The organism is Pseudomonas sp. PGPPP4, from assembly GCF_002256045.1.
GTDB lineage: Bacteria > Pseudomonadota > Gammaproteobacteria > Pseudomonadales > Pseudomonadaceae > Chryseomonas > Chryseomonas oryzihabitans.
In genome coordinates, this window is sequence record NZ_NKID01000009.1 from 81,896 (window position 1) to 103,442 (window position 21,547).

Sequence of the window (21,547 nt, forward strand, 5' to 3'; positions counted from 1 at the left end):
CCGTCCCGGTCCGTTCAACGTTTCCACTATTGCAAACTGTGTCGTCTGCCGGCCGGCAGGCCTGGCGGTGGCCAGCGCGCGAGTGCCAGCGCCGGTTGACGCCGCTGGGTGCGCCAACCGGTGAAAGACCCGGAAATGCTTTGCCGCTACTGGGCGTAGCCGCCGAGGAAGTTGCCGATGCGGCCGATCGCCTGCTCCAGGTCATCGACGCGGGGCAGGGTGACGACGCGGAAGTGATCGGGCCAGGGCCAGTTGAAGGCGGTGCCCTGGACCACCAGCAGCTTTTCCGACAGAAGCAGGTCGAGGACGAATTTCTCGTCGTTGTGGATGGGGCAGACCTTGGGATCGATCCGCGGGAAGGCGTAGAGCGCGCCCATCGGCTTCACGCAGCTGACCCCTGGGATGTCGTTGAGCAGCTCCCAGGTGCGATTGCGCTGTTCCAGCAGACGCCCGGGCGGCAGGACCAGGTCGTTGATGCTCTGGTAGCCGCCCAGCGCGGTCTGGATCGCATGCTGCGCCGGCACGTTGGCGCACAGGCGCATGTTGGCGAGGATGTCGAGGCCTTCGATATAGCTGTGGGCGCGGTGCTTGGGGCCCGAGACGATCAGCCAGCCCGACCGGAAGCCGGCGACGCGATAGGACTTGGACAGGCCGTTGAAGGTCAGGCACAGCACGTCCGGCGCCAGGGAGGCGGTGGAGATGTGCTGGGCTTCGTCGTAGAGGATCTTGTCGTAGATCTCGTCGGAGAACAGCACCAGGTTGTGCCGCCGCGCCAGCTCGACGATGCCTTCCAGTACCTCCTTGGAGTAGACCGCACCGGTGGGGTTGTTCGGATTGATCAGCACCAGCGCCTTGGTGTTGCTGGTGATCTTGGCTTCCATGTCGGCCAGGTCGGGGAACCAGCCGGCCTGTTCGTCGCACAGGTAGTGCACCGGCTTGCCGCCGGCCAGGCTGACCGCGGCGGTCCACAGCGGGTAGTCCGGGGCCGGGATCAGCACCTCGTCGTTATTGTTGAGCAGCGCCTGCATGGCCATGACGATCAGCTCGGAGACGCCATTGCCCAGGTAGATGTCTTCGATGCCGACACCCTCGATGCGCTTCTGCTGGCAGTACTGCATCACCGCCTTGCGCGCGCTGAACAGGCCCTTGGAGTCGCTGTAGCCCTGGGCGGTCGGCAGATTGCGGATGACGTCCTGCAGGATCTCCTCGGGCGCCTCGAAGCCGAAGGGCGCCGGATTGCCGATGTTGAGCTTCAGGATGCGGTGGCCTTCCTCTTCGAGGCGCTTGGCATGCTTGAGGACCGGGCCGCGGATGTCGTAGCAGACATTGGCGAGCTTGTTCGACTTGGAGACCTGCATGGGGAAATGAATCCTGGAAAAGGGCGAGAAAGACTCGGCGGGGACGGACGCCGACCGGCGCTTGGCAGCATCCGGGGGCGGATGCCAGACTGAGCGGGAATCATACGGCCGCATCGCCTGTTACAAAAGATGCGCCGGCATCCAGAGAGGTCATCATGGAAAAAGTACAGCGTAGCCCGGAAGACTGGCGTGAGCGCCTGACCGACGATCAGTTTCGCGTCTGTCGCCTGGCCGCCACCGAAAGACCCTATACCGGTGCCTACTGCAACACCAAGACGCCCGGCGTCTATCACTGCGCCTGCTGCGAGTTGGCGCTGTTCGACTCCAGCACCAAGTTCGACTCCGGCTGCGGCTGGCCCAGCTATTACGCACCCATCGATGGCGAGGCGGTGCGGGAAAAGGAAGACTTCAGCCACGGCATGCACCGCGTCGAGGTGCTCTGCGCCCGCTGCGATGCCCATCTGGGCCACGTCTTCCCCGACGGTCCGCCGCCGACCGGCCTGCGCTACTGCATCAACTCGGTGGCGCTGCAGCTGCAACCCAGGGCCTCCGCGTGATCAAGGACCTCCTCAGCCTGCCGTTCGAGACCGCCGATGGCCAGCGGGCCTGCCTGGCCGATTGGCCGGCGCGGGCCTATCTGGTGGTCAACACCGCCAGCCGGTGCGGCTTCACCCGCCAGTACGACGGCCTCGAGGCGCTGCAGCAGCGCTATCTGGCCGAAGGACTGCGGGTGATCGTCTTTCCCTGCAATCAGTTCGGCGGCCAGGAGCCGGGCAGCAATGCCGAGATTCAGAGCTTCTGCCTGACCCGTTTCAACGTCAGCTTTCCGGTGATGGCCAAGCTCGACGTCAATGGTGAAGGCGCCCATCCGCTGTTTGTCGCGCTGAAAAAGGCGGCGCCAGGGTTATTGGGCGGCGCGATCCGCTGGAACTTCACCAAGTTTCTCGTCACGCCGGCGCAGGGGCATGTGCAGCGTTTCGCGCCCATCACCCGTCCGTCCCAGCTGGAAAAGCATGTCCGGCAGGCGCTGGCCTCCTAGCGGGCCCTGCAGCCGGGCTTTGTCTGGATAGTAAAAGTCATACGATAATGCCCGGCCTGAAGGGCGGCTGACCTGCTTTCTCTTTTCGTCGTCAAGGATCATCCCCGTGAATGCCTCCCTAGAAGACTTTCTGCTCCACGCCCGGCAGGTGCTGGAGCGCCTCGAACCCCTGTTGCCCCATCGTCGCGAACCGCTGGACTGGCAGCACTGCTATGCGGCGCGCTGGCGTCGGGAAGGCCATGGCGGCTATCTGCAGCCGCTCGAGGTCAATCTGGAACTGCGTCTGGCCGATCTGCTGGGTATCGATCGCCAGCGCGACCAGCTCGCCCGCAATACCCGCCAGTTCGTCGCCGGACTGCCGGCCAACCACACGCTGCTGTGGGGCGCGCGGGGCACCGGCAAGTCGTCGCTGATCCGAGCGCTGCTGGCGGAATATGCCGGCGAGGGTCTGCGGTTGATCGAAATCGAACGCGACGATCTCGCTGATCTGCCTCGCGCCGTGGAGGAGCTCGCCGGTCAGCCACAGCGCTTCGTGGTGTTCTGCGATGACCTGTCCTTCGATTCCGGCAGCGACGACTACCGGGTGCTCAAGAGCGTGCTGGACGGTTCCCTGGAGCAGGCGCCGGACAACGTGGTGCTCTATGCCACCTCCAACCGCCGCCACCTGGTGGCCGAGCGGCAGAGCGACAATGCCAACTGGGAGCACGTCGACGGCGAGTTGCACCCCAGCGAAGCGGCCGAAGACAAGATCGCCCTGTCGGATCGTTTCGGCCTTTGGCTGTCCTTCTATCCCTTTACCCAGGATCACTACCTGGCCGTGGTGCGCCACTGGTGCGCGGCCCTGGCCGGCAAGTCCGGCCTGCAGCTGGAGTGGTCGGAAGAAGCGGATCGCGAGGCCATCCGCTGGGCGTCCGGTCGCGGCAACCGCAACGGCCGCTGCGCCTATCAATTCGCCCGGCAGTGGGTCGGGCTCAAACTCTTGGAGCAAGCATGACCGTAGAACTGACGGGCGTAGGGGCCGGACTCGAGGGCTATGCCATGCTGGCCGCCCAGGTCGAAGCCCTGCTGGCCGGCGAGCGCAATCTGGTGGCGAATGCCGCCCAGCTGTCGGCCTTCATCTATCAGGAAGTACCGGACCTGAACTGGGCCGGTTTCTATTTCGTCGAGGGTGACGACCAGCTGCTGCTCGGCCCCTTCCAGGGCAAGGTGGCCTGCATGCGCATTCCCTTCAGCAAGGGCGTGTGCGGCGCAGCGGCCCGCGAGCGGCGTACCCAGCGCGTCGAGGACGTCCATGCCTTTCCCGGGCATATCGCCTGTGACGCTGCGTCGCGCAGCGAACTGGTGGTGCCGCTGGTCCAGGGCGGTCGCCTGATCGGCGTGCTGGATCTGGACAGTCCGGATCCGGCGCGCTTCAGCGCTGCGGATCAGGCCGGTATCGAAGCCCTGGTAAAGGCCTTTCTGGCCGCGACCGATTGCTGATCGGCGGGGCGGGCAGGGAGGCCCTCACTCGTAGTCGTTCTTCTTGCGCCAGCTGTCATCCTTGAGCGTATCCACGCTGTCCGACAGCTCGTTGGCGCTGCTGCTGGCCTGTTCGGCCAGCTCGCTCTGCTGGCGTTTCACCTGGGCGATCTGCTCTTCCAGATGGGCCAGCAATTCGGTATAGCGCTCGGGTTGCTGCTGCTTGCGAATCTGCATGATCGCCCGCTCGTAGGACTGACGCGCCTGGATGTAGTGCTCGCTCTTGATCTGCTGTTCGGCCTGGTAGCGAAAGAACTCCACATAGGTCGCCGTGAGCAGATAGCGCATCTCGCCGACCCAGCGCTGCGCCTCCTGGCCGTCGAGAATGCCGATCTGGTTGGCATGGGCGACGAGTGCATGGAGCATCTCCATGTAGCCGCGGACTTCCTTGACCCGCGCCTCGGTATGCACCGGCCGGGCCGCGTTGGCGACTTCGATGTCATCGCCTTTGGCCAGGGCTTCTTCCAGTTCGGTCTTGCGCGCGGTGAGGCTGGCGGAAGGCGTCTGCAGGGCGGCGAGGCGGGCGATCAGGCCCAGTTCGATGCGATGGAACAGCTGCTTCAGCGCCGGGCTCATCAGCTGACCGGGCAGGCTGCTGCCCAGCTGGGCGCAGCGCTTGATGCGATCGGTGAGATCGGCGACCACGCGCTGCTTTTCCAGGCGACCGGCTTCGAGCTTCTGGTTGACGAAGGCGATCATGATCAACAAGAGGATGCCAAGCCCCACTACCGCTGCAATCATCGTTGAGGACATGACCTTCTCCATGGTGCTTGCCCGCCGTTTATCGTGCGAGCGAAGTCGTTGATTTGAAAAGTATTTAATCAGCTATTGACGCCCAGGGTAAGGCTCCCTAGAATGCGCGCACTCCCAACGGCGGCAAGCGTCAGCCGAGTGGTAGGCCGGAGTCCTCAGGGATTCTACCTGGTCCCCTTCGTCTAGTGGCCTAGGACACCGCCCTTTCACGGCGGTAACAGGGGTTCGAGTCCCCTAGGGGACGCCAAAAATTGCGGGAATAGCTCAGTTGGTAGAGCACGACCTTGCCAAGGTCGGGGTCGCGAGTTCGAGTCTCGTTTCCCGCTCCAAACACAATCTCACGGTTTCATGACAGTGGGATGCAAGGTGAAAGGCCTTGCGGAAAGAGGTTTCGTCCCCTTCGTCTAGTGGCCTAGGACACCGCCCTTTCACGGCGGTAACAGGGGTTCGAGTCCCCTAGGGGACGCCACATTGCGGGAATAGCTCAGTTGGTAGAGCACGACCTTGCCAAGGTCGGGGTCGCGAGTTCGAGTCTCGTTTCCCGCTCCAAATAAACAAAGACACCGCCCTAGGGCGGTGTCTTTGTGTGCGCGGCCTTTACGCCCGCCGGACGCCCGGCACCTGGCCGGGCGCGAGCCTGTCACTGGGGCGTATAGATCTGGTCGAAGACCCCGCCATCGGCGAAGTGGGTCTTCTGGATGCCGCTCCAGGGGCCGAATTCTTTCTGCGCATCGATCAGTTCCAGCTTGGGAAAGCGATCGGCGTACTGCGCCAGGATCTGGGCGTTGCGCGGGCGCAGGAAGTTGTCCGCGGCGATCTTCTGGCCCTGGTCGGACCAGAGATGCTTGAGGTATTCCTCGGCCTCGGCGCGGGTCCCCTTCTTGTCGACGACGCTGTCGACCACGCTCACCGGCGGCTCGGCTTGCACCGAGATGCTCGGATAGACCACCTCGAAGCCGCCGCGACCGAATTCCCGGGCGATCATCTCGGCTTCGTTCTCGAAGGTCACCAGGACATCGCCCTGCTGGTTCTTCATGAAGGTGGTGGTGGCGGCGCGACCGCCGGTGTCCAGGATGGGCACGTGCTTGAACAGGTCGGCGACGAAGGTGCGGGCCTTCTGCTCGTCTCCGCCCGGTTGGCGCAGCGTATAGGTCCAGGCGGAGAGGTAGGTGTAGCGGCCGTTCCCGGAGGTCTTGGGATTGGGCACGATCACCTGGACGCCGTCCTTGAGCAGATCGGACCAGTCATGGATGCCCTTGGGGTTGCCCTGGCGGACGATGAGCACCGTGGCCGAGGTGAAGGGCGCGCTGCGATCGGGCAGGCGGGTTTCCCAGTCCTTGGGCACCAGGCCGCGATCGGCCAGGGCCTGGATGTCGGTGGCCTGGTTCATGGTGATGACGTCGGCCTGCAGGCCATCGATGACCGCGCGCGCCTGCTTGCTGGAGCCGCCATGGGACATCTGGATCACCGGGGTGTCGCCGTGCTCGGCTTTCCAGTGCGCCTGGAAGGCCGGGTTGTAGTCCTTGTAGAAGTCGCGCATGACGTCATAGGAGACGTTGAGCAGCGGCGGCGCGGCCAGGACCTGGGCGCTGGCCGCCAGGGCGGCGGCGAGTAGGGTGAAGCGAAGGATCTTCATGGGGGCATCCTGCGAGTGGGGGTGCAGGACTATAGCCTGTCGTCCCGACGCCGTGCAGAACGCCTGGAAATAAGCTCATGCGCGGCAACGGCAGGCGGGCGGCCAATGGTAGACTTTTGCCCTTTCGCCTGCGGTTGGGCACGGCGCGGTGAACAAGGGCTCCTGATATGCGGTTGAGGTCGATCAAGCTGGCGGGATTCAAATCCTTCGTCGATCCGACGACAGTGAATTTCCCGAGCAACATGGCAGCGGTGGTCGGCCCCAACGGTTGTGGAAAGTCGAACATCATCGACGCCGTGCGCTGGGTGATGGGCGAGAGCTCGGCCAAGAATCTGCGCGGCGAGTCGATGACCGACGTCATCTTCAACGGCTCCAACAGCCGCAAGCCGGTGTCCCAGGCCTCCATCGAACTGATCTTCGACAACTCCGACCACACCCTGGTGGGCGAATACGCCAGCTACGCGGAAATCTCCATCCGCCGGCGGGTGACCCGCGAAGGCCAGAACACCTATTTCCTCAACGGCACCAAGTGCCGCCGGCGCGACATCACCGACATCTTCCTCGGCACCGGCCTGGGGCCGCGCAGCTATTCGATCATCGAGCAAGGAATGATCTCCAAGCTGATCGAGGCGCGGCCCGAGGACCTGCGGCACTACATCGAGGAAGCCGCCGGCATCTCCAAGTACAAGGAGCGGCGGCGCGAGACCGAGAATCGCATTCGCCGCACCCAGGAGAATCTCGCCCGCCTGACCGACCTGCGCGAAGAGCTGGAGCGCCAGCTGGAACGGCTGCACCGCCAGGCGCAGTCGGCCGAACGCTTCCAGGCGTTCAAGCAGGAGGAGCGGCAACTCAAGGCGCAATTGCAGGCGGTGCGCTGGCGCGAGCTGGATGGCCGCGTCGAGCAGCGCGAAAAGGTGATCCGCGACCAGGAGACCGCCCTCGAAGCCCTGACCGCCGAGCAGCGCCAGGCGGACGCCGGCATCGAGCGGCTGCGCGACGGTCATCATGAGTTGAGCGAAGCCTTCAATCGGGTGCAGGGGCGCTTCTACTCCCTGGGGGGTGACATCGCCCGCCTGGAGCAGACCATCCAGCATGGCCAGCAGCGCCAGCGCCAGTTGCAGGACGATCTGCGCGAAGCCGAACAAGCCCGCAGCGAAGCCGAGTCCCACCTGGAGCACGACCGGGTGCTGCTCGCCACCTTCGAAGAAGAGCTGGCGATGCTCGAACCCGAGGAAGAGGCGGCCCGGGAGCTGGGCGAGGAGGGCGGCGCCGCGCTGGAAGAGGCGGAGCTGGCGCTGGTGGATTGGCAGCAACGCTGGGAGGCGCTCAGCGCCGCGAGCGTCGAGCCGCAGCGGGAGGCCGATGTGCAGCAGGCGCGCATCCGCTCCCTAGAACAGAGTCTGGAGCGGGGTATGGATCGTCAGCGCCGGCTGCGCGACGAGCGCACCCTGCTGGGCGAGGACGGTCCTTCCGAGCGGCTGGTCATGCTGGAAGAGCAGATCGCCGAAGACGAATTGCTGCTGGAAGGCCTGGCCGAGCAGGAATTGCAGGTCGCCGAGGGCTTGCAGCGACTGCGGGAAGAGTTGCTGGGACTGGCCAATGAGCAGAGTCAGCGTCAGGGCGAATTGCAGCGGCTGGAAGGCCGCATCGCCTCGCTGGAGGCCCTGCAGCAGGCGGCGCTGGCCCCCGATACCGGCGCGGCGCAATGGCTCGAAGCCGAGGGGCTCACCGCGGCGCCGCAACTGGCGGACGAGGTCCAGGTCACTCCCGGCTGGGAGCTGGCGGTGGAAACCGTCCTCGGCAGCGACCTGCAGGCGGTCTGCCTGGATGATCTGGAAGCCCTGCGTCTCGACAGCTTCGCCAGTGGCGCCCTGAATCTGGCACTGCCCGGCGCGGTGCCGGTCGCCGCGGGCAGCCTGCTCGATCAGGTGCAGGCCCCGCGTGACCTGTCACCCTGGCTGGGTCAGGTGCTGATCGCCCACAGCTACGACGAAGCCCTGGCACGCCGGGCGGCCCTCGCACCGGGCCAGAGTCTCATCACCCCGGAAGGCTACTGGCTCTCCCGGCACTTCCTGCGTGTGCGCCGCGCTCAGGCGGCCGAGGGCAGTGTGCTGGCGCGTGGTCGTGAACTGGAGGAATTGCAGGCACGCCGCCTGGAACTCGGCGAGGCGCTCGCCCTGCAGGAAGAGCGGCTGGAGGACCGTCGCGCGGCCCAGCAGCGGCTGGAAACCGAACGCGAAGAGGCGCGGCGGCGCCAGCAGCAGGAGCAGCTGCGCCTGGCCGAATCCCGCGCCCAGCTGTCCGCGCAGCAGGCGCGGGCCGAGCAGCTGAGCATTCGTCGCCGGCAGCTGGAGGCCGAGCTCAAGGATGTCGAGCAGCAGGTGGCGCGTGAGCAGGAAGAGTTGGGCGAATGCCGATTGCGCCTGCAGGACGCCCTCGATGCCATGGCGGTGGATACCGAGCAGCGCGCGCAACTGCAGGAACAGCGCGACCGGCACCGCCAGGCGGTGGATTCGGCGCGGCAGCGTCAGCGCCAGGCCCAGGAACAACTCCATCAGCTGACGGTGCGGTTGACTACCCTGAGAGCCCAGCGCCAGTCGACCCTCCAGGCCCTGGAACGCCTGGAATTGCAGACCGCGCGCCTCGGCGAGCGCTGCGAGCAGCTCTCGCTCAACCTGGAAGAGGGCGGCGAGCCCCTCGACGAGGTGCGGCTGCGTCTGGAGGAGTTGCTGGAGCGACGCCTGCAGGTAGACGAGGAGATGCGCAAGGCACGCCTGGCGCTGGAAGACGCCGATCGGGAGTTGCGCGATTTCGAGCGGCGGCGCCTGCAGGCGGAGCAGCAGGGGACCCTGCTGCGCGGCCAGTTGGAGCAGCATCGCCTGGAATGGCAGGGGCTGGCGACGCGGCGCAGTGGCTTCGCCGAGCAGCTGGCGGCCGATGGCTATGACCTGCCGACGGTGATCGCGACCCTGCCCGCCGAGGCCAGCGAGGCCGCCTGGGAAGAACAGCTGGAAGCGGTCGCGGCGCGGATCGCGCGTCTCGGACCGATCAACCTGGCGGCCATCGACGAATATCAGCAGCAGGCCGAGCGCAAGACCTATCTGGATGCCCAGAACGCCGATCTGGTGGAGGCGCTGGAGACGCTGGAAAGTGTCATCCGCAAGATCGATCGGGAAACCCGCAATCGCTTCAAGGACACCTTCGACCAGATCAATCACGGCCTGCAGGCGCTGTTCCCAAAAGTTTTCGGTGGCGGCAGTGCCTACCTGGAACTTACTGGGGAAGATTTACTCGATACCGGGGTTGCGATCATGGCGCGCCCGCCGGGCAAGAAGAACAGCACCATCCATTTGCTGTCGGGCGGCGAAAAGGCCCTGACGGCGCTGGCGCTGGTGTTTGCCATCTTCCAGTTGAATCCGGCGCCGTTCTGCATGCTCGATGAAGTGGATGCCCCTCTCGATGACGCCAACGTCGGCCGCTATGCCCGCCTGGTCAAGAGCATGTCGGAGAAGGTGCAATTCATTTACATCACGCACAACAAGATCGCCATGGAGATGGCCGATCAGTTGCTGGGTGTGACCATGCACGAACCGGGCTGTTCGCGGCTGGTGGCGGTGGATGTGGAAGCGGCCGTGGCCATGGTCGATGCCTAGTACCCCACAGCCTCGTGGCTTGGCGGTGTAAAGTTGGCAGCAGTCGTGCTAGCTTATGGCCGCGCTAGCGGTAAGTGGAAAAAGCTAAGAAGAACACTGACTTGGCGTAGGTTTCGGAGGTTTTGGAAAGACCTCGCAAGCGTCGACTTTCCAAAGTTTCCCGACGGCTGTCGGTCCATTATTTTCACAGGGGTATGTCTTTTTCATGGATATGGGTCTGCGCGAGTGGCTGATCATCATCGGCGTCATCGTCATCGCCGGTATTCTGTTCGATGGTTGGCGTCGCATGAGCGGCAAGGGCAAGCTCAAGTTCAAGCTTGACCAGTCGCTGAGCAATCATCCGGAACACGAGGACGAAGATCCGGAAATCGTCGGTCCGACGCGGGTGGTAGAGCCCAAGGAGCCGTCGCTGGACGATCCGGGCGAGCCGACACCGCCACGCTCCACCCAGCGCAAGCGTCGCGAAGAACGGCGTGAAGAACCCAGTGCCGACAGCTTCGATCTGTCCGCGGGCGACGAAAGCCTGGCGGGCCTGGCCGTCGATTCCGACGAGGTGGTGACCCGGGGTCGCGACAAGCCGCGCAAGGAAAAGCCGCTGAGCAGCAAGGCGCCCGAGCGCGAGCCGGTTAGCGAGCCGGTCGGCAGCGGCAGCAGTCAGGCCGCCATGGCGCCGGTGGACGAGGTGCTGGTGATCAATGTCATCTCCCGTGACGAAAAGGGCTTCTCCGGTCCGGCGCTGCTGCAGAACATCCTCGAAAGCGGACTGAGATTCGGCGACATGGACATCTTCCATCGACACGAGAGCATGTCGGGCAATGGCGAGGTGCTGTTCTCCATGGCCAACGCCGTGCGTCCGGGCACCTTCGACCTGGATGCCATCGACGACTTCCACACCCCGGCGGTGAGCTTCTTCCTGGGTCTGCCCGGTCCGCGTCATCCCAAGCAGGCCTTCGACCTGATGGTCGCCGCGGCGCGCAAGCTGTCCTCGGAGCTCAATGGCGAGCTGAAGGACGAGCAGCGCAGCGTGATGACCGCCCAGACCATCGAACACTACCGCCAGCGCATCGTCGACTTCGAACGCAAGAGCCTGATGCTCAAGCGCTGATCGCGCCGGAGCGAACCAAGAGCAGCCTCGGCTGCTCTTTTTGTTTGTACGTTTTGCCGCGGCGCCGCTGGTGCCGTCAGGGCCACCCCTGGGGTGGCGACAGTGAGAGACCGCCATGACCGATGCCCAAGATGCTGTCACCCGCATCGCCGCCCTGCGCAGCGAGATCGACGCCCACAACTACCGCTATTATGTGCTGGATGAGCCGAGTGTGCCCGATGCCGAGTACGACCGGCTGTTCGGCGAGCTCAAGACGCTGGAGGCCGAGCATCCCGAGCTGGTGACGCCCGACTCGCCCACCCAGAGGGTCAGCGGCTCGGCCCTGGCCGCCTTTGGCACCATCCGCCACGAGGTGCCCATGCTCAGCCTGGGCAACGCCTTCGCCGACGAGAATCTGCAGGACTTCGACCGCAGCGTAGGCAAGCGCCTGCGCGAGGAGTTCGGCGAGACCGACTTCGCCGGGCCGGACTCCGGCGTCGAGTACACCTGCGAACCCAAGCTCGATGGGCTGGCGGTCAGCCTGCTGTACGAGAACGGCCTGTTGACCCGTGGCGCCACCCGCGGCGACGGCACCACCGGCGAAGACATCACCACCAATGTGCGCACCATCCGCAACGTGCCGCTGCGCCTGCAGGGCGAGGGCTGGCCGAGGGTACTGGAAGTGCGCGGCGAGGTGTTCATGTCCCGCGCCGGTTTCGAGGCGCTCAATGCCCGGGCCATGGAAAGCGGCGGCAAGACCTTCGCCAATCCGCGCAATGCCGCGGCCGGCAGCCTGCGCCAGCTGGATTCGCGGATCACCGCTCAGCGGCCGCTGGAATTCTGCTGCTACGGTTTCGGGCGGGTCGAGGGTGGGGCTCTGCCGGACACCCAGTACGACATTCTCCAGCAGCTCCGGGAGTGGGGCATTCCCATCAGTCGCGAGTTGCGCAAGATGCAGGGCGCGGAAGGCTGCCGCGCCTACTACCAGGACATTGGCCAGCGCCGCGATGCCCTGGCCTACGAGATCGACGGCGTGGTCTACAAGGTCAACCGCCTGGACTGGCAGGGCGAGCTGGGTTTCCGCGCCCGCGAGCCGCGCTGGGCCCTGGCGCACAAGTTTCCGGCGCGCGAAGAGCTGACCGAATTGCTCAACGTCGAATTCCAGGTGGGGCGCACCGGTGCCATCACCCCGGTAGCCCGCCTCAAGCCGGTACAGGTGGCCGGCGTCACCGTGACCAATGCCACCCTGCACAACATGGACGAGATCGCCCGACTGGGCGTGATGATCGGCGACAGCGTGATCGTGCGTCGCGCCGGGGACGTCATTCCGCAGATCATGCAGGTGGTGCCGGAGCGGCGGCCGGCGGATGCCCGCCGGGTGGATATCCCCACCCATTGCCCGGTATGCGGGTCGGCCGTGGAGCGTACCCAGCTGATCAAGCGCGGCAAGGGCAAGGAGTCGGTGAGCGAGGGCGCGGTCTATCGCTGCGTTGGCCGGCTGGCCTGCCAGGCGCAACTCAAGCAGGCGATCATCCATTTCGCCTCGCGGCGGGCCATGGACATCGACGGCCTGGGCGATCGCATCGTCGAGCAACTGGTGGATCGCGCGCTGGTGAAGTCGCCGGCGGATCTCTACACCCTGACCTACGAGCAGGTGGTTGAACTGGAAGGCTTCGCCGAGGTGTCCAGTCGCAACCTGCTGGCCGCCATCGAGGCCAGCCGTCGGCCAGCGCTGGCGCGCTTCATCTTCGCCCTAGGCATCCCCGAGGTGGGGGAGGAGACCGCCAAGCGCCTGGCACGCGCCCTGGGCAGTCTGCAGCGCATCCGCGAGGCCCTGCCGGAGGTGCTGGTCTATCTGCCGGACATCGGGCCCGAGGTGGCCTTCGAGATCCACAACTTCTTCCAGTCCGCGCACAACCGCGACGTGCTGGAGGCACTGCTGGCCGACGGCATCGAGCTGGCCGACGAGGGGGAGGTGCATGCCGAATTTTCCGGCTACGCCGCCTTCGCCGACTTCCTCGACCAGTTGCACATTCCCTACCTGGGCAAGACCGGCGCCAAGACCCTGGCCGCGGCCTTTCCCAGCCTGGCGGCGCTGATCGAAGGCTCGCAGGACTGGCTGACCTTCAAGACCCTGTCCGGCCTCAACGAGAGAGCCAAGCAGGGGCTGCGCGAGTACTTCGCCGAGGCGGACCACGTCGCCCAGGCGCTGGCCATCGAGGCGCAGCTCAAGGCCTTCGGCATGCATTGGGAAAGCACCCGGCAGGCGGTGCAGGGGTTGCCGTTCGCCGGCCAGACCTGGGTGCTCACCGGAACCCTGGAGGCCATGAGTCGCGACGAGGCCAAGGAGCGCCTGGAAGCCCTGGGCGCCAAGGTGTCGGGGTCGGTGTCGGCCAAGACCGCCGTGGTGGTCGCGGGGCCAGGGGCGGGGTCCAAGCTGACCAAGGCGAACGAGCTGGGGGTCAAGGTGCTGGACGAGGATGCCTTCCTGCAGATTCTCGAGCGTCAGGCCCGGTAGGGCGGGCGGTCGGTGATCTTGGAGCAGGGCAGACACCTCGGCGTCCAGCGTCTCCGCCAAGATCTTCTGTCGCAGCTAAGTCCTTGTATGGCTTGCAACTTCGCCCCAACCGCGTAGAATGACCCCCCTCACCTCAGGGTGAGGCGTTATGGTGGCTCTGTCGGTCCCCCCGCAACGATCAACCGTGAACCCGGTCAGGCCCGGAAGGGAGCAGCCGCAGCGGTGATGTCGTGTGCCGGGGTGTGGCTGGCGGGGCCACCTCCATTTCTGCCCCGCGCTTTTCCTCTTCCGCGTTTCCCTCCTCTTTTTCCGCCTCGTCTCCCAGCGCTCCGCGAACCACGCCACAGGGCTTTCGTGACGAAATGCACTGTTTTGGTTCATAGCTCTGTGCCATCATGCGCGCCGTACCCTCACCACTGGACAGATGTCCAAGGATCTCTTGTGAAGAACGGACTCGAATGCGCAGGACGCGCCCTGAGCAATGGCCTCCATCCTTATCGTGTCGACTGCCGACGCGACACCGAGACGACGCTGGTCGCGCAGATCTACCACCCCAGCGAGCCCCTGCTGCTGATCAGGATCGACCTGACCAACGAAGAGGCGATCAATCCCTTCAAGATGAACGCCACCGTGACCCGCCTGCGCAGCCAGCTGGATGCCCTGGCAGCCTATGTCGCAAGCGTGGTCCTGGCCGACGGTGAGGACCACTGCCGGCGTGCCTGAAGCGGCTTTTTACCCGCCGTTTTCCCTCCTGATCGCTTGAAAATCCGCCAGGCCGCCTCCATCTAGGGAGGTAGCCACAGCCCGCCCGGCGTCGCCCCGATGCCACGCCGCGGGATGCATTCGCGGCCCCTCTTCGTTAGCATGGGCGCCCCCCACGTCTTCTCCTGATCAGGTCTCGATGAGTTACCAGGTTCTTGCGCGCAAATGGCGCCCGCGGTCATTCCGCGAAATGGTCGGCCAGACCCATGTGCTCAAGGCGCTGATCAATGCGCTGGACAACGAGCGGCTGCACCACGCCTATCTGTTCACCGGTACCCGCGGGGTGGGCAAGACCACCATCGCGCGGATCCTGGCCAAGTGCCTGAATTGCGAGACCGGCATCAGCTCGACGCCCTGTGGCAGCTGCTCGGTGTGCCGCGAGATCGATGAAGGCCGCTTTGTCGACCTCATCGAAGTGGACGCCGCCAGCCGCACCAAGGTGGAAGACACCCGCGAGCTGCTGGAGAACGTGCAGTACGCGCCGTCCCGCGGTCGCTACAAGGTGTACCTCATCGACGAGGTGCACATGCTTTCCACCCACAGCTTCAATGCCCTGCTCAAGACGCTGGAAGAGCCGCCGCCCCACGTCAAGTTCCTGCTCGCCACCACCGATCCGCAGAAGCTGCCGGTCACCATCCTCTCGCGCTGCCTGCAGTTCTCGCTGAAGAACATGCCGCCGGAGCGGGTCGTCTCCCACCTGCAGCAGGTACTCGCCGCGGAAAGCATTCCCTTCGAGGACGATGCCCTCTGGCTGCTGGGTCGCGCGGCGGATGGCTCCATGCGCGATGCCATGAGCCTGACCGACCAGGCGATCGCCTTTGGCGAGGGCAAGGTGCTGGCCGCCGACGTGCGCGCCATGCTCGGGACCCTCGATCATGGCCAGGTCTACGATGTACTCCAGGCCTTGCTGGACGGTGACGGTCGCGCGGTGCTGGACGCGGTTCGCCATCTGGCCGAGCAGGGCCCCGACTGGGGCGGCGTGCTGGCCGAGCTGCTCAATGTGCTGCACCGCGTGGCCATCGCCCAGGTGCTGCCCGATGCGGTGGACAATGGCCAGGGTGATCGCGAGCGGGTGCTGAGCCTGGCGCAGACGCTGCCGGCGGAAGATGTCCAGTACTACTATCAGCTGGGTCTGGTCGGGCGGCGCGATCTGCCGCTGGCACCGGATCCGCGCCACGGCTTCGAGATGGTCCTGCTGCGCATGCTGGCCTTCCGGCCCGCCGGTGCGGTGGTTGCCGAGCGACCGGCACTAAAGACGACGGGAGCCAGCCCGGCCACGGCTGACTCCAACCCCCGTCCGGTGGCCGCGGCGGTTCCGGCAGCGGCTGCGCGCCCGTCGCCACCCGAGGCAGCACCTGCGCCGGTGCCGGCAACGCCTGTCTCCAGTAATACCACCCCTATAGAAGAGCCGGTGGATCTCCCCTGGGAGGATCCTGCACCCGTGGCGGTCAAGGCGGCTCCGGCTGCAGCTCCGACTCCGGCTCAGACTCCGGTCGAAGCGGCTGATGCGCCGGTTGGCCCCAGGGCGCTACCGACTCCCCAGGTCGAGGCGACCCCTGAGGCCACGGTGATCGCCGAATTGCCCGCGGACACCTCCGGTGACGAACTGGACGGTGACGAAGAGCCGCCGCCGGCCGAGGATTATTACGAGGTCGGGCTGGACGACTATCTCGACAGCCTGGGTGAGCCGGCTGCCGAAGCGGTGGTCGCGGCGCCGGCGCCGGCGGTGCAACCGGCGACCGGTCTGGCAGCCGATTGGCAGACCCTGTTCCCCGACCTCAAGCTGGGCGGGTTGACCGCCAGCATCGCGGCCAACTGCACCCTGGTGGCGGTGGACGGCGATCGCTGGCACCTGCACCTGGATCCGGCGCAGAGCGCCCTGTTCAACGCCAACCAGCAGCGCCGGCTCAACGATGCGCTGAACCAGCAGCAGGGACGTCCCATCACGCTCGAGGTCACCATCCAGACCCCCGAGCAGGAGACGCCCGCCCAGGCCGCCGCCCGGCGCCGGGCGGAGCGTCAGCGACAGGCGGAGCAGTCCATCCAGGACGATCCATTGATCCGCCAGATGATGCAACAGTTCGCCGCCACGGTGCGCGCGGGTACCATCGAGCCGGTCGACACCCAAGCCTGACCGGTTTTCCATTCATAGTTCGAGGTAGCAGACATGATGAAAGGTGGCATGGCCGGCCTGATGAAGCAGGCCCAGCAGATGCAGGAAAAGATGCAGAAGATGCAGGAAGAGCTGGCGAACGCCGAAGTGACCGGGCAATCCGGCGCCGGCCTGGTCAGCGTCGTCATGACCGGCCGACACGACGTCAAGCGCGTCAGCCTGGACGACAGCCTGATGCAGGAAGACAAGGAAATCCTCGAAGACCTGATCGCCGCCGCGGTGAACGACGCCGTGCGCAAGATCGAGCAGAACAGCCAGGACAAGATGTCCGGCATGACCTCCGGGATGCAGCTGCCGCCCGGCTTCAAGATGCCCTTCTAAGACGCTCCAGCTGCGGGTGTCCAGCGGGCACCCGTCTCTCCCGCCTTCCAGTACGGTAGTCCATGAGCTTCAGTCCCCTGATTCGCCAATTGATCGATGCGCTCCGGGTCCTGCCCGGTGTCGGCCAGAAGTCCGCCCAGCGCATGGCCCTGCAACTGCTCGAGCGCGAACGCCAGGGTGGCCAGCGCCTGGCCTCTGCCCTCAGCGCCGCCATGGAAGGGGTCGGTTACTGCCAGCGCTGTCGCACCCTCAGCGAAGACCAGATCTGCGGCTTCTGCGCCGACACCCGGCGTGACGACAGCCTGCTCTGCGTGGTAGAGGGTCCCATGGACGTCTTCGCCGTGGAGCAGACCGGCTATCGCGGGCGTTACTTCGTGCTCAAGGGGCATCTGTCGCCCATCGACGGCCTGGGTCCGGACGCCATCGGCGTGCCCGAACTCGAGCGGCGCGTCGCCGAGGGCGGCTTCACCGAAATGATCATCGCCACCAATCCCACGGTGGAAGGTGAGGCGACCGCCTACTACATTGCCCAGCTGCTGGCGCCCAAGGGCCTGACCATCTCCCGTATCGCCCATGGTGTGCCCCTGGGTGGCGAACTGGATCTGGTCGACGGCGGCACCCTGACCCACGCCTTCGCCGGGCGCAAGCCGATCAGTCTCTAGCGCTCTACCTTGGCCGTCTGCGCACCTTGGGCGCACGACACGGCTGTATCTTGTGATCGAGAAGCATTATCATTATCGGAAATCAGCGGCTTCCGAGGATGGTGATGCAGACGCTCGAGTCCGACCAGTATGGACACATCCGGACCCTCTACCAGGATCATCACGGCTGGCTGCGCGAGCGGCTGCAGCGGCGATTGGGTTGCCTGGGGCAGGCGGCCGATCTGGCCCAGGACACCTTCGTGCGGCTGCTGGCCCGGGAAGGGGAGCTGGAACGCCTGCGTGAACCCCGCGCCTTTCTCGCCACCGTCGCCCAGGGATTGCTGGCCAACCACTGGCGGCGCCAGGCACTGGAGCGCGCCTATCTCGACGCGCTCGCGGCCCGACCGCAGGCCGTGCAGCCCTCTCCGGAAGCCCAGGCGCTGATCCTGGAAACCCTGACCGAACTCGACGCGCTGCTCGACCGCCTGCCTACTCGGGTGCGCCAGGCCTTTCTGCTGGCGCAACTGGAAGGCCTCACCTATGCCGTCATCGCCGAGCGCCTGGGCGTGTCGGAGCGGATGGTCAAGAAGTACATGGCCCAGGCCATGCTGCACTGCCTGGAACTGGTGTCTTGAGTGCGCTGACGCCTGGCGGTGGCGGACCTCTGGCGGAAGCGGCGGACTGGTTCGCCGAACTGGCCGCCGACGAGGTGGATCCGGCCACCGAGCGGGCCTGGGAGCGCTGGCTACAGGCGGATAGCCGCCACGCGGTGGCCTGGGCGCGGGTGGAGGAAATCAGTGGGCGCTTCAGCGGTCTGCCGCCGTCCGGTCGCCTGGCCCTGGCGCGGCGCGAGTCCCTGGGCCGGCGGCGGGCGCTCAAGGTGCTGGGGCTGGCGGTGGGCGGACTGGCCCTGGGCTGGGCGCGGCCGGACGACTGGCGGCTGGGGCAGGGCGCCACCCTGAGCACGGCGGTCGGCGAGATCCGTGCCTTCGACCTGGCCGCCGGGGTGCGCGTCTGGCTCAACACCGACAGCCAGTTGGCGCAGGAGGCCGCAGACCGCTGGCGGCTGCTGCGCGGCGAGGTGCTGCTGGAAGGCCGGAAGGGGGCGGCGCCGCTGCGACTGGACACGGCGTTCGGTCAGGTCAGACCCGGTCCGGGCTGCTGCGCAGTGCGGTTGCGTGACGACGGGCTGGAGGTCGCGGCCTATGACGGCGCCCTGCAGCTGGCGCCACTCCAGGCCCGTGCTCAGCTCCTGACCCAGGGCCACCGGGCCCTCATGACCGCGACCGCGGTGCGGCCATTGGGGCCGGTCGATCCGGGGCGGCAACTCTGGCGCCAGGGGCGGTTGGTGGTGGACGACTGGTCGCTGGCGGCGCTGGTGGCGGAACTGGGACGCTATCGCCCGGGCCTGCTGACCTGCACCGCCACGGTCGCGCACCTGCGGGTGGTGGGTAGCTATCCCCTGGCTGACACCGATCGCGCCCTGGCCGCACTGGCTGACAGCCTGCCGGTGCGGGTGGAGCGGCGCCTGCCCTGGTGGGTGCAGATCGTGCCCGCCTGAAAAAAATTTGCGGTGGGCGGTTCCCCTTTGGCGCGCTCGCGGGGCTTGGGGGAAACGATCTCCGCTTCGAGGCCCCTCATGCATCGCCAAACCCGTTTCACCCTGCATCCGTTGCGCCGCGCCCTGCGCGTCTTCGCCTTGGCCATGCCACTGGGCATCACCGGCCTGGCCACGTCCCAGGGCCTGGCCCAGGCGGTGCCCCTGGCGCAGGAATACCGCATCGAGGCGGGCAGTCTGGCCACGGTGGTGAGCACCTTCGCCGCCCAGAGTGGTGTACTGCTGTCGGCCCCTGCCCAGGGGCTGGAAGGTCGGCGCAGTCCGGGCCTGCAGGGTCGCTACACGCCGGCCGAGGGCTTCCAGCAGATCCTCCAGGGCAGTGGCCTGCAGGCGGTGCGACAGGCGGATGACAGCTATCGCCTAGAGGCCATGCCCGCGAGCGGCGTGACTTCCCTCAGTGACACCACGGTGACCGGCTTCGCCCTGGGCAATGCCCTAGGCGAGACCGATGGCTACCTGGCGACCCACAGCGACGTGGCCACCAAGACCAGCAAGGGACTGCTGGAAACCTCACAGTCGGTCTCGGTGGTGACCCGCGAGCAGATCGATGACCAGGGTGCCAAGACCGTGCAGCAGGCCATGAGGTACACCCCGGGGATCTTTACCGGCCAGATCGGCGCCTCCAATCGCTACGACTATGTGGTGATGCGCGGCTTCGCCGACAACAGCGTCGACAATGTCTTTCTCGACGGTCTCAAGACCATGGGCGACAGCGGTACCTTCAGCTCGCTGCAGGTCGATCCCTACTTTCTCGAACGCATCGACGTGGTGAAGGGGCCGGCCTCGGTGCTCTATGGCCGCAGCCTGCCGGGCGGCCTGGTGGCCCTGACCAGCAAGAAGCCGCTGTACCAGCCCTACCACCAGATCCAGGCCACCCTGGGCAATCTCGGCCAGCGCGGCGCCGGTTTCGATTTCGGCGGACCGCTGGACGAGGAGGGGCATATCGCCTATCGCCTGGTGGGGCTGGCCCAGCACAGTGACACCCAGTTCGATCACGTGGAGGAAGAGCGCTATGCGCTGGCGCCCAGTCTGGCCATCGACCTGAGCGACGACACCACCCTGACCCTGCAGGCCTATCTGCAAAAGGATCCGGATGGTGGCTACCACAGTGGCGTCCCGGCCGAAGGCAGCCTCTATCGCCGCAATGGCCGCTACATCAGCAACCACTTCTTCGACGGCGAGCCCGACCACGACAAATTCGAGCGAACCCAGCAGATGGTCGGCTATCAGTTCGAGCACAGATTCAACGACGTCTGGAGCGCGCGGCAGAATTTCCGCTATGCCAAGTCGCGGGTCGAGCTGGAGCAGGTCTATGGCTACGGCTATGTCGGCAGCAGCGACCTGCTCAATCGCTACTATTCCGGCGGCCGCGAGAATCTGCACGCCTATACCCTGGACAACCTGGTGCAGGCGGACTTCGACTGGGCGGGCAGCCGCCATACCCTATTGGCCGGCCTGGACTACCAGCGTCGCTGGACCCACGTCGACTGGCCCAGTGGCACGGCGGATCCACTGGACGCCTTCGAACCGAGCTACGGTGGCCAGGTGACCGTCTACCCGGGCAGCGAATACCGCCGTGAGCTGGAGCAGACCGGTGTCTACCTGCAGGATCTGATCGAACTGGATCGCTGGCGCTTTTCGCTCGGCCTGCGCCAGGACTGGGTGGAGATCGGCATCGAGGATCGCCAGGCCGGTACCCGCAGCAGCGCGCGCCGCGGCCAGGCCAGCGGGCGCGCCGGGGCGCTCTATCTGTTCGACAACGGCCTGGCGCCCTATCTGAGCTATTCCACCTCCTTCAATCCCAATGCCTACAACGATGCGGCGGGCAATCCGCTGGAGCCCACCGAGGGCAAGCAGTGGGAGCTGGGCCTGAAATACCAGCCGCCGGGCAGCGCCAGCTTCTACACCGCCTCGCTGTTCCACATCACCCAGGAAAACGTGGCGACCAAGCTGCCCCAGGAAGACTTCTATTCCTCGGTCGGCGAGATCCGCTCCCGGGGCCTGGAGCTGGAGGGCCATCTGCAACTGGCCGAGCGGCTCAAGCTGCTGGGCAGCTACACCTTCACCGACATCGAGTACACCCAGGCGCTGGACGGCACCCAGGGCAATACGCCGAATCAGGCGCCGCGGCACCAGGCGTCGCTGTGGGGGCAATACGAGCTGGCGGGGCCCCTGGCGGGCTTCAGCGTCGGCGCCGGGGCCCGCTACGTGGGCACCAGCTGGGCGGACAAGGCCAATACGCGCAAGGTACCGGCCTACACCCTGGTGGACGCCATGCTCGCCTATGACTTCACGCGCCTGGGACTGCCGGGGCTCACCGCGCGGGTCAATGCCAACAACGTGCTGGGCAAGGACTATGTGGCGTCCTGCTACAGCCTGGACTTCTGCTACTTCGGCGAGGAGCGCAACGTGACTGCCACGGTCAGCTACAGCTTCTAGGGGCTCGGGGTCCTGCCGCTCAGGCAGGACCCCG

At 66.0% G+C, this 21,547-nt stretch carries 17 protein-coding genes, 4 tRNA genes and 1 other RNA gene; 19 read left to right on the forward strand and 3 right to left on the reverse strand.

Translation table 11 applies throughout. The features are described 5' to 3' along the window. Positions 1-146 precede the first annotated feature (146 nt). Positions 147-1,358 (reverse strand): pyridoxal phosphate-dependent aminotransferase, encoded by a 1,212-nt coding sequence (locus CFE50_RS16565; protein ID WP_007162230.1) that lies wholly within the window; start codon positions 1,356-1,358, stop codon positions 147-149. Between the two features lie 155 nt (positions 1,359-1,513). Here CFE50_RS16565 and msrB point away from each other — a divergent pair, with 155 nt between their 5' ends. The 4 genes from msrB to msrC all read left to right on the forward strand — a co-directional run bounded on the left by msrB (position 1,514) and on the right by msrC (position 3,876). Further along, on the forward strand, positions 1,514-1,915 hold the full coding sequence (gene msrB / locus CFE50_RS16570; protein ID WP_007162231.1) for a peptide-methionine (R)-S-oxide reductase MsrB: 402 nt from the start codon (positions 1,514-1,516) through the stop codon (positions 1,913-1,915). After that, positions 1,912-2,397, forward strand: a complete 486-nt coding sequence (locus CFE50_RS16575; RefSeq protein ID WP_286735063.1) for a glutathione peroxidase — start codon at positions 1,912-1,914, stop codon at positions 2,395-2,397. The genes msrB and CFE50_RS16575 overlap by 4 nt, the downstream gene beginning before the upstream one ends. Positions 2,398-2,503: 106 nt before the next feature. Beyond that, positions 2,504-3,391 carry an ATP-binding protein gene (locus CFE50_RS16580; RefSeq protein WP_286735066.1) on the forward strand — a complete coding sequence of 296 codons (888 nt, stop codon included), beginning with the start codon at positions 2,504-2,506 and terminating at the stop codon, positions 3,389-3,391. Further along, positions 3,388-3,876 carry a free L-methionine (R)-S-oxide reductase MsrC gene (gene msrC, locus CFE50_RS16585; protein ID WP_286735068.1) on the forward strand — a complete coding sequence of 163 codons (489 nt, stop codon included), beginning with the start codon at positions 3,388-3,390 and terminating at the stop codon, positions 3,874-3,876. The genes CFE50_RS16580 and msrC overlap by 4 nt, the downstream gene beginning before the upstream one ends. 24 nt (positions 3,877-3,900) lie before the next feature. On the opposite strand, the gene CFE50_RS16590 is transcribed toward msrC, so the two are convergent. Beyond that, positions 3,901-4,668, reverse strand: a complete 768-nt coding sequence (locus tag CFE50_RS16590) for a hypothetical protein (RefSeq protein ID WP_241809078.1) — start codon at positions 4,666-4,668, stop codon at positions 3,901-3,903. 171 nt (positions 4,669-4,839) lie between these two features. Between CFE50_RS16590 and CFE50_RS16595 the strand changes: the two genes are divergently transcribed. From CFE50_RS16595 to CFE50_RS16610, 4 genes are all read left to right on the forward strand, one after another. Continuing rightward, a tRNA-Glu gene (locus CFE50_RS16595) sits at positions 4,840-4,915 on the forward strand. A gap of 6 nt (positions 4,916-4,921) precedes the next feature. Then, positions 4,922-4,997 (forward strand) — tRNA-Gly (locus CFE50_RS16600). A gap of 64 nt (positions 4,998-5,061) precedes the next feature. Further along, positions 5,062-5,137, forward strand: a tRNA-Glu gene (locus CFE50_RS16605). Positions 5,138-5,141: 4 nt separating this feature from the next. Further along, positions 5,142-5,217: transfer RNA gene (locus tag CFE50_RS16610), tRNA-Gly, on the forward strand. A 91-nt stretch (positions 5,218-5,308) separates the two neighbouring features. Here CFE50_RS16610 and CFE50_RS16615 read toward each other — a convergent pair. Beyond that, on the reverse strand, positions 5,309-6,304 hold the full coding sequence (locus CFE50_RS16615) for a sulfate ABC transporter substrate-binding protein (RefSeq protein WP_286735070.1): 996 nt from the start codon (positions 6,302-6,304) through the stop codon (positions 5,309-5,311). A gap of 167 nt (positions 6,305-6,471) precedes the next feature. Between CFE50_RS16615 and smc the strand changes: the two genes are divergently transcribed. From smc to CFE50_RS16670, 11 genes are all read left to right on the forward strand, one after another. Continuing rightward, positions 6,472-9,957, forward strand: coding sequence for a chromosome segregation protein SMC (smc, locus tag CFE50_RS16620; RefSeq protein ID WP_286735072.1), 3,486 nt, complete (start codon positions 6,472-6,474; stop codon positions 9,955-9,957). 205 nt (positions 9,958-10,162) lie between these two features. Further along, a complete protein-coding gene (gene zipA / locus CFE50_RS16625; RefSeq protein ID WP_278388055.1) occupies positions 10,163-11,062 on the forward strand; it encodes a cell division protein ZipA in 900 nt (299 codons plus the stop codon). A 115-nt stretch (positions 11,063-11,177) separates the two neighbouring features. Next, positions 11,178-13,559, forward strand: a complete 2,382-nt coding sequence (gene ligA, locus CFE50_RS16630) for an NAD-dependent DNA ligase LigA (RefSeq protein ID WP_286735073.1) — start codon at positions 11,178-11,180, stop codon at positions 13,557-13,559. A gap of 158 nt (positions 13,560-13,717) precedes the next feature. Next, positions 13,718-13,814, forward strand: an RNA gene (gene ffs / locus CFE50_RS16635) — signal recognition particle sRNA small type. A 186-nt stretch (positions 13,815-14,000) separates the two neighbouring features. Then, on the forward strand, positions 14,001-14,282 hold the full coding sequence (locus CFE50_RS16640) for a hypothetical protein (RefSeq protein WP_027597719.1): 282 nt from the start codon (positions 14,001-14,003) through the stop codon (positions 14,280-14,282). 178 nt (positions 14,283-14,460) lie between these two features. Then, the gene (gene dnaX / locus CFE50_RS16645) at positions 14,461-16,455 is read left to right on the forward strand and encodes a DNA polymerase III subunit gamma/tau (protein WP_286735075.1); all 1,995 of its coding nucleotides are present in this window, start codon (positions 14,461-14,463) and stop codon (positions 16,453-16,455) included. A gap of 33 nt (positions 16,456-16,488) precedes the next feature. Next, entirely contained in the window at positions 16,489-16,815 is a 327-nt protein-coding gene (locus tag CFE50_RS16650) for a YbaB/EbfC family nucleoid-associated protein (protein WP_007162246.1), read from the forward strand. 62 nt (positions 16,816-16,877) lie between these two features. After that, a complete protein-coding gene (recR, locus tag CFE50_RS16655; protein WP_115946845.1) occupies positions 16,878-17,477 on the forward strand; it encodes a recombination mediator RecR in 600 nt (199 codons plus the stop codon). 104 nt (positions 17,478-17,581) lie between these two features. After that, complete coding sequence (locus tag CFE50_RS16660) at positions 17,582-18,091, forward strand: sigma-70 family RNA polymerase sigma factor (protein ID WP_502694707.1); 510 nt, start codon at positions 17,582-17,584, stop codon at positions 18,089-18,091. Continuing rightward, positions 18,088-19,017, forward strand: a complete 930-nt coding sequence (locus CFE50_RS16665) for a DUF4880 domain-containing protein (RefSeq protein WP_286735082.1) — start codon at positions 18,088-18,090, stop codon at positions 19,015-19,017. Before CFE50_RS16660 ends, CFE50_RS16665 begins: the two co-directional genes overlap by 4 nt. 78 nt (positions 19,018-19,095) lie before the next feature. After that, complete coding sequence (locus CFE50_RS16670; protein ID WP_286735083.1) at positions 19,096-21,513, forward strand: TonB-dependent siderophore receptor; 2,418 nt, start codon at positions 19,096-19,098, stop codon at positions 21,511-21,513. The last annotated feature ends 34 nt before the right edge of the window (positions 21,514-21,547 follow it).

Coding starts and splice junctions, on each gene's coding strand:
- CFE50_RS16590 (WP_241809078.1), bottom strand. CDS start 4,668: ATGTCCTCAACGATGATTGCAGCGGTAGTGGGGCTTGGCATCCTCTTG.
- dnaX (WP_286735075.1), top strand. CDS start 14,461: ATGAGTTACCAGGTTCTTGCGCGCAAATGGCGCCCGCGGTCATTCCGC.
- zipA (WP_278388055.1), top strand. CDS start 10,163: ATGGATATGGGTCTGCGCGAGTGGCTGATCATCATCGGCGTCATCGTC.
- smc (WP_286735072.1), top strand. CDS start 6,472: ATGCGGTTGAGGTCGATCAAGCTGGCGGGATTCAAATCCTTCGTCGAT.
- CFE50_RS16565 (WP_007162230.1), bottom strand. CDS start 1,358: ATGCAGGTCTCCAAGTCGAACAAGCTCGCCAATGTCTGCTACGACATC.
- CFE50_RS16670 (WP_286735083.1), top strand. CDS start 19,096: ATGCATCGCCAAACCCGTTTCACCCTGCATCCGTTGCGCCGCGCCCTG.
- CFE50_RS16660 (WP_502694707.1), top strand. CDS start 17,582: ATGCAGACGCTCGAGTCCGACCAGTATGGACACATCCGGACCCTCTAC.
- ligA (WP_286735073.1), top strand. CDS start 11,178: ATGACCGATGCCCAAGATGCTGTCACCCGCATCGCCGCCCTGCGCAGC.
- CFE50_RS16615 (WP_286735070.1), bottom strand. CDS start 6,304: ATGAAGATCCTTCGCTTCACCCTACTCGCCGCCGCCCTGGCGGCCAGC.
- recR (WP_115946845.1), top strand. CDS start 16,878: ATGAGCTTCAGTCCCCTGATTCGCCAATTGATCGATGCGCTCCGGGTC.
- msrB (WP_007162231.1), top strand. CDS start 1,514: ATGGAAAAAGTACAGCGTAGCCCGGAAGACTGGCGTGAGCGCCTGACC.
- CFE50_RS16650 (WP_007162246.1), top strand. CDS start 16,489: ATGATGAAAGGTGGCATGGCCGGCCTGATGAAGCAGGCCCAGCAGATG.
- msrC (WP_286735068.1), top strand. CDS start 3,388: ATGACCGTAGAACTGACGGGCGTAGGGGCCGGACTCGAGGGCTATGCC.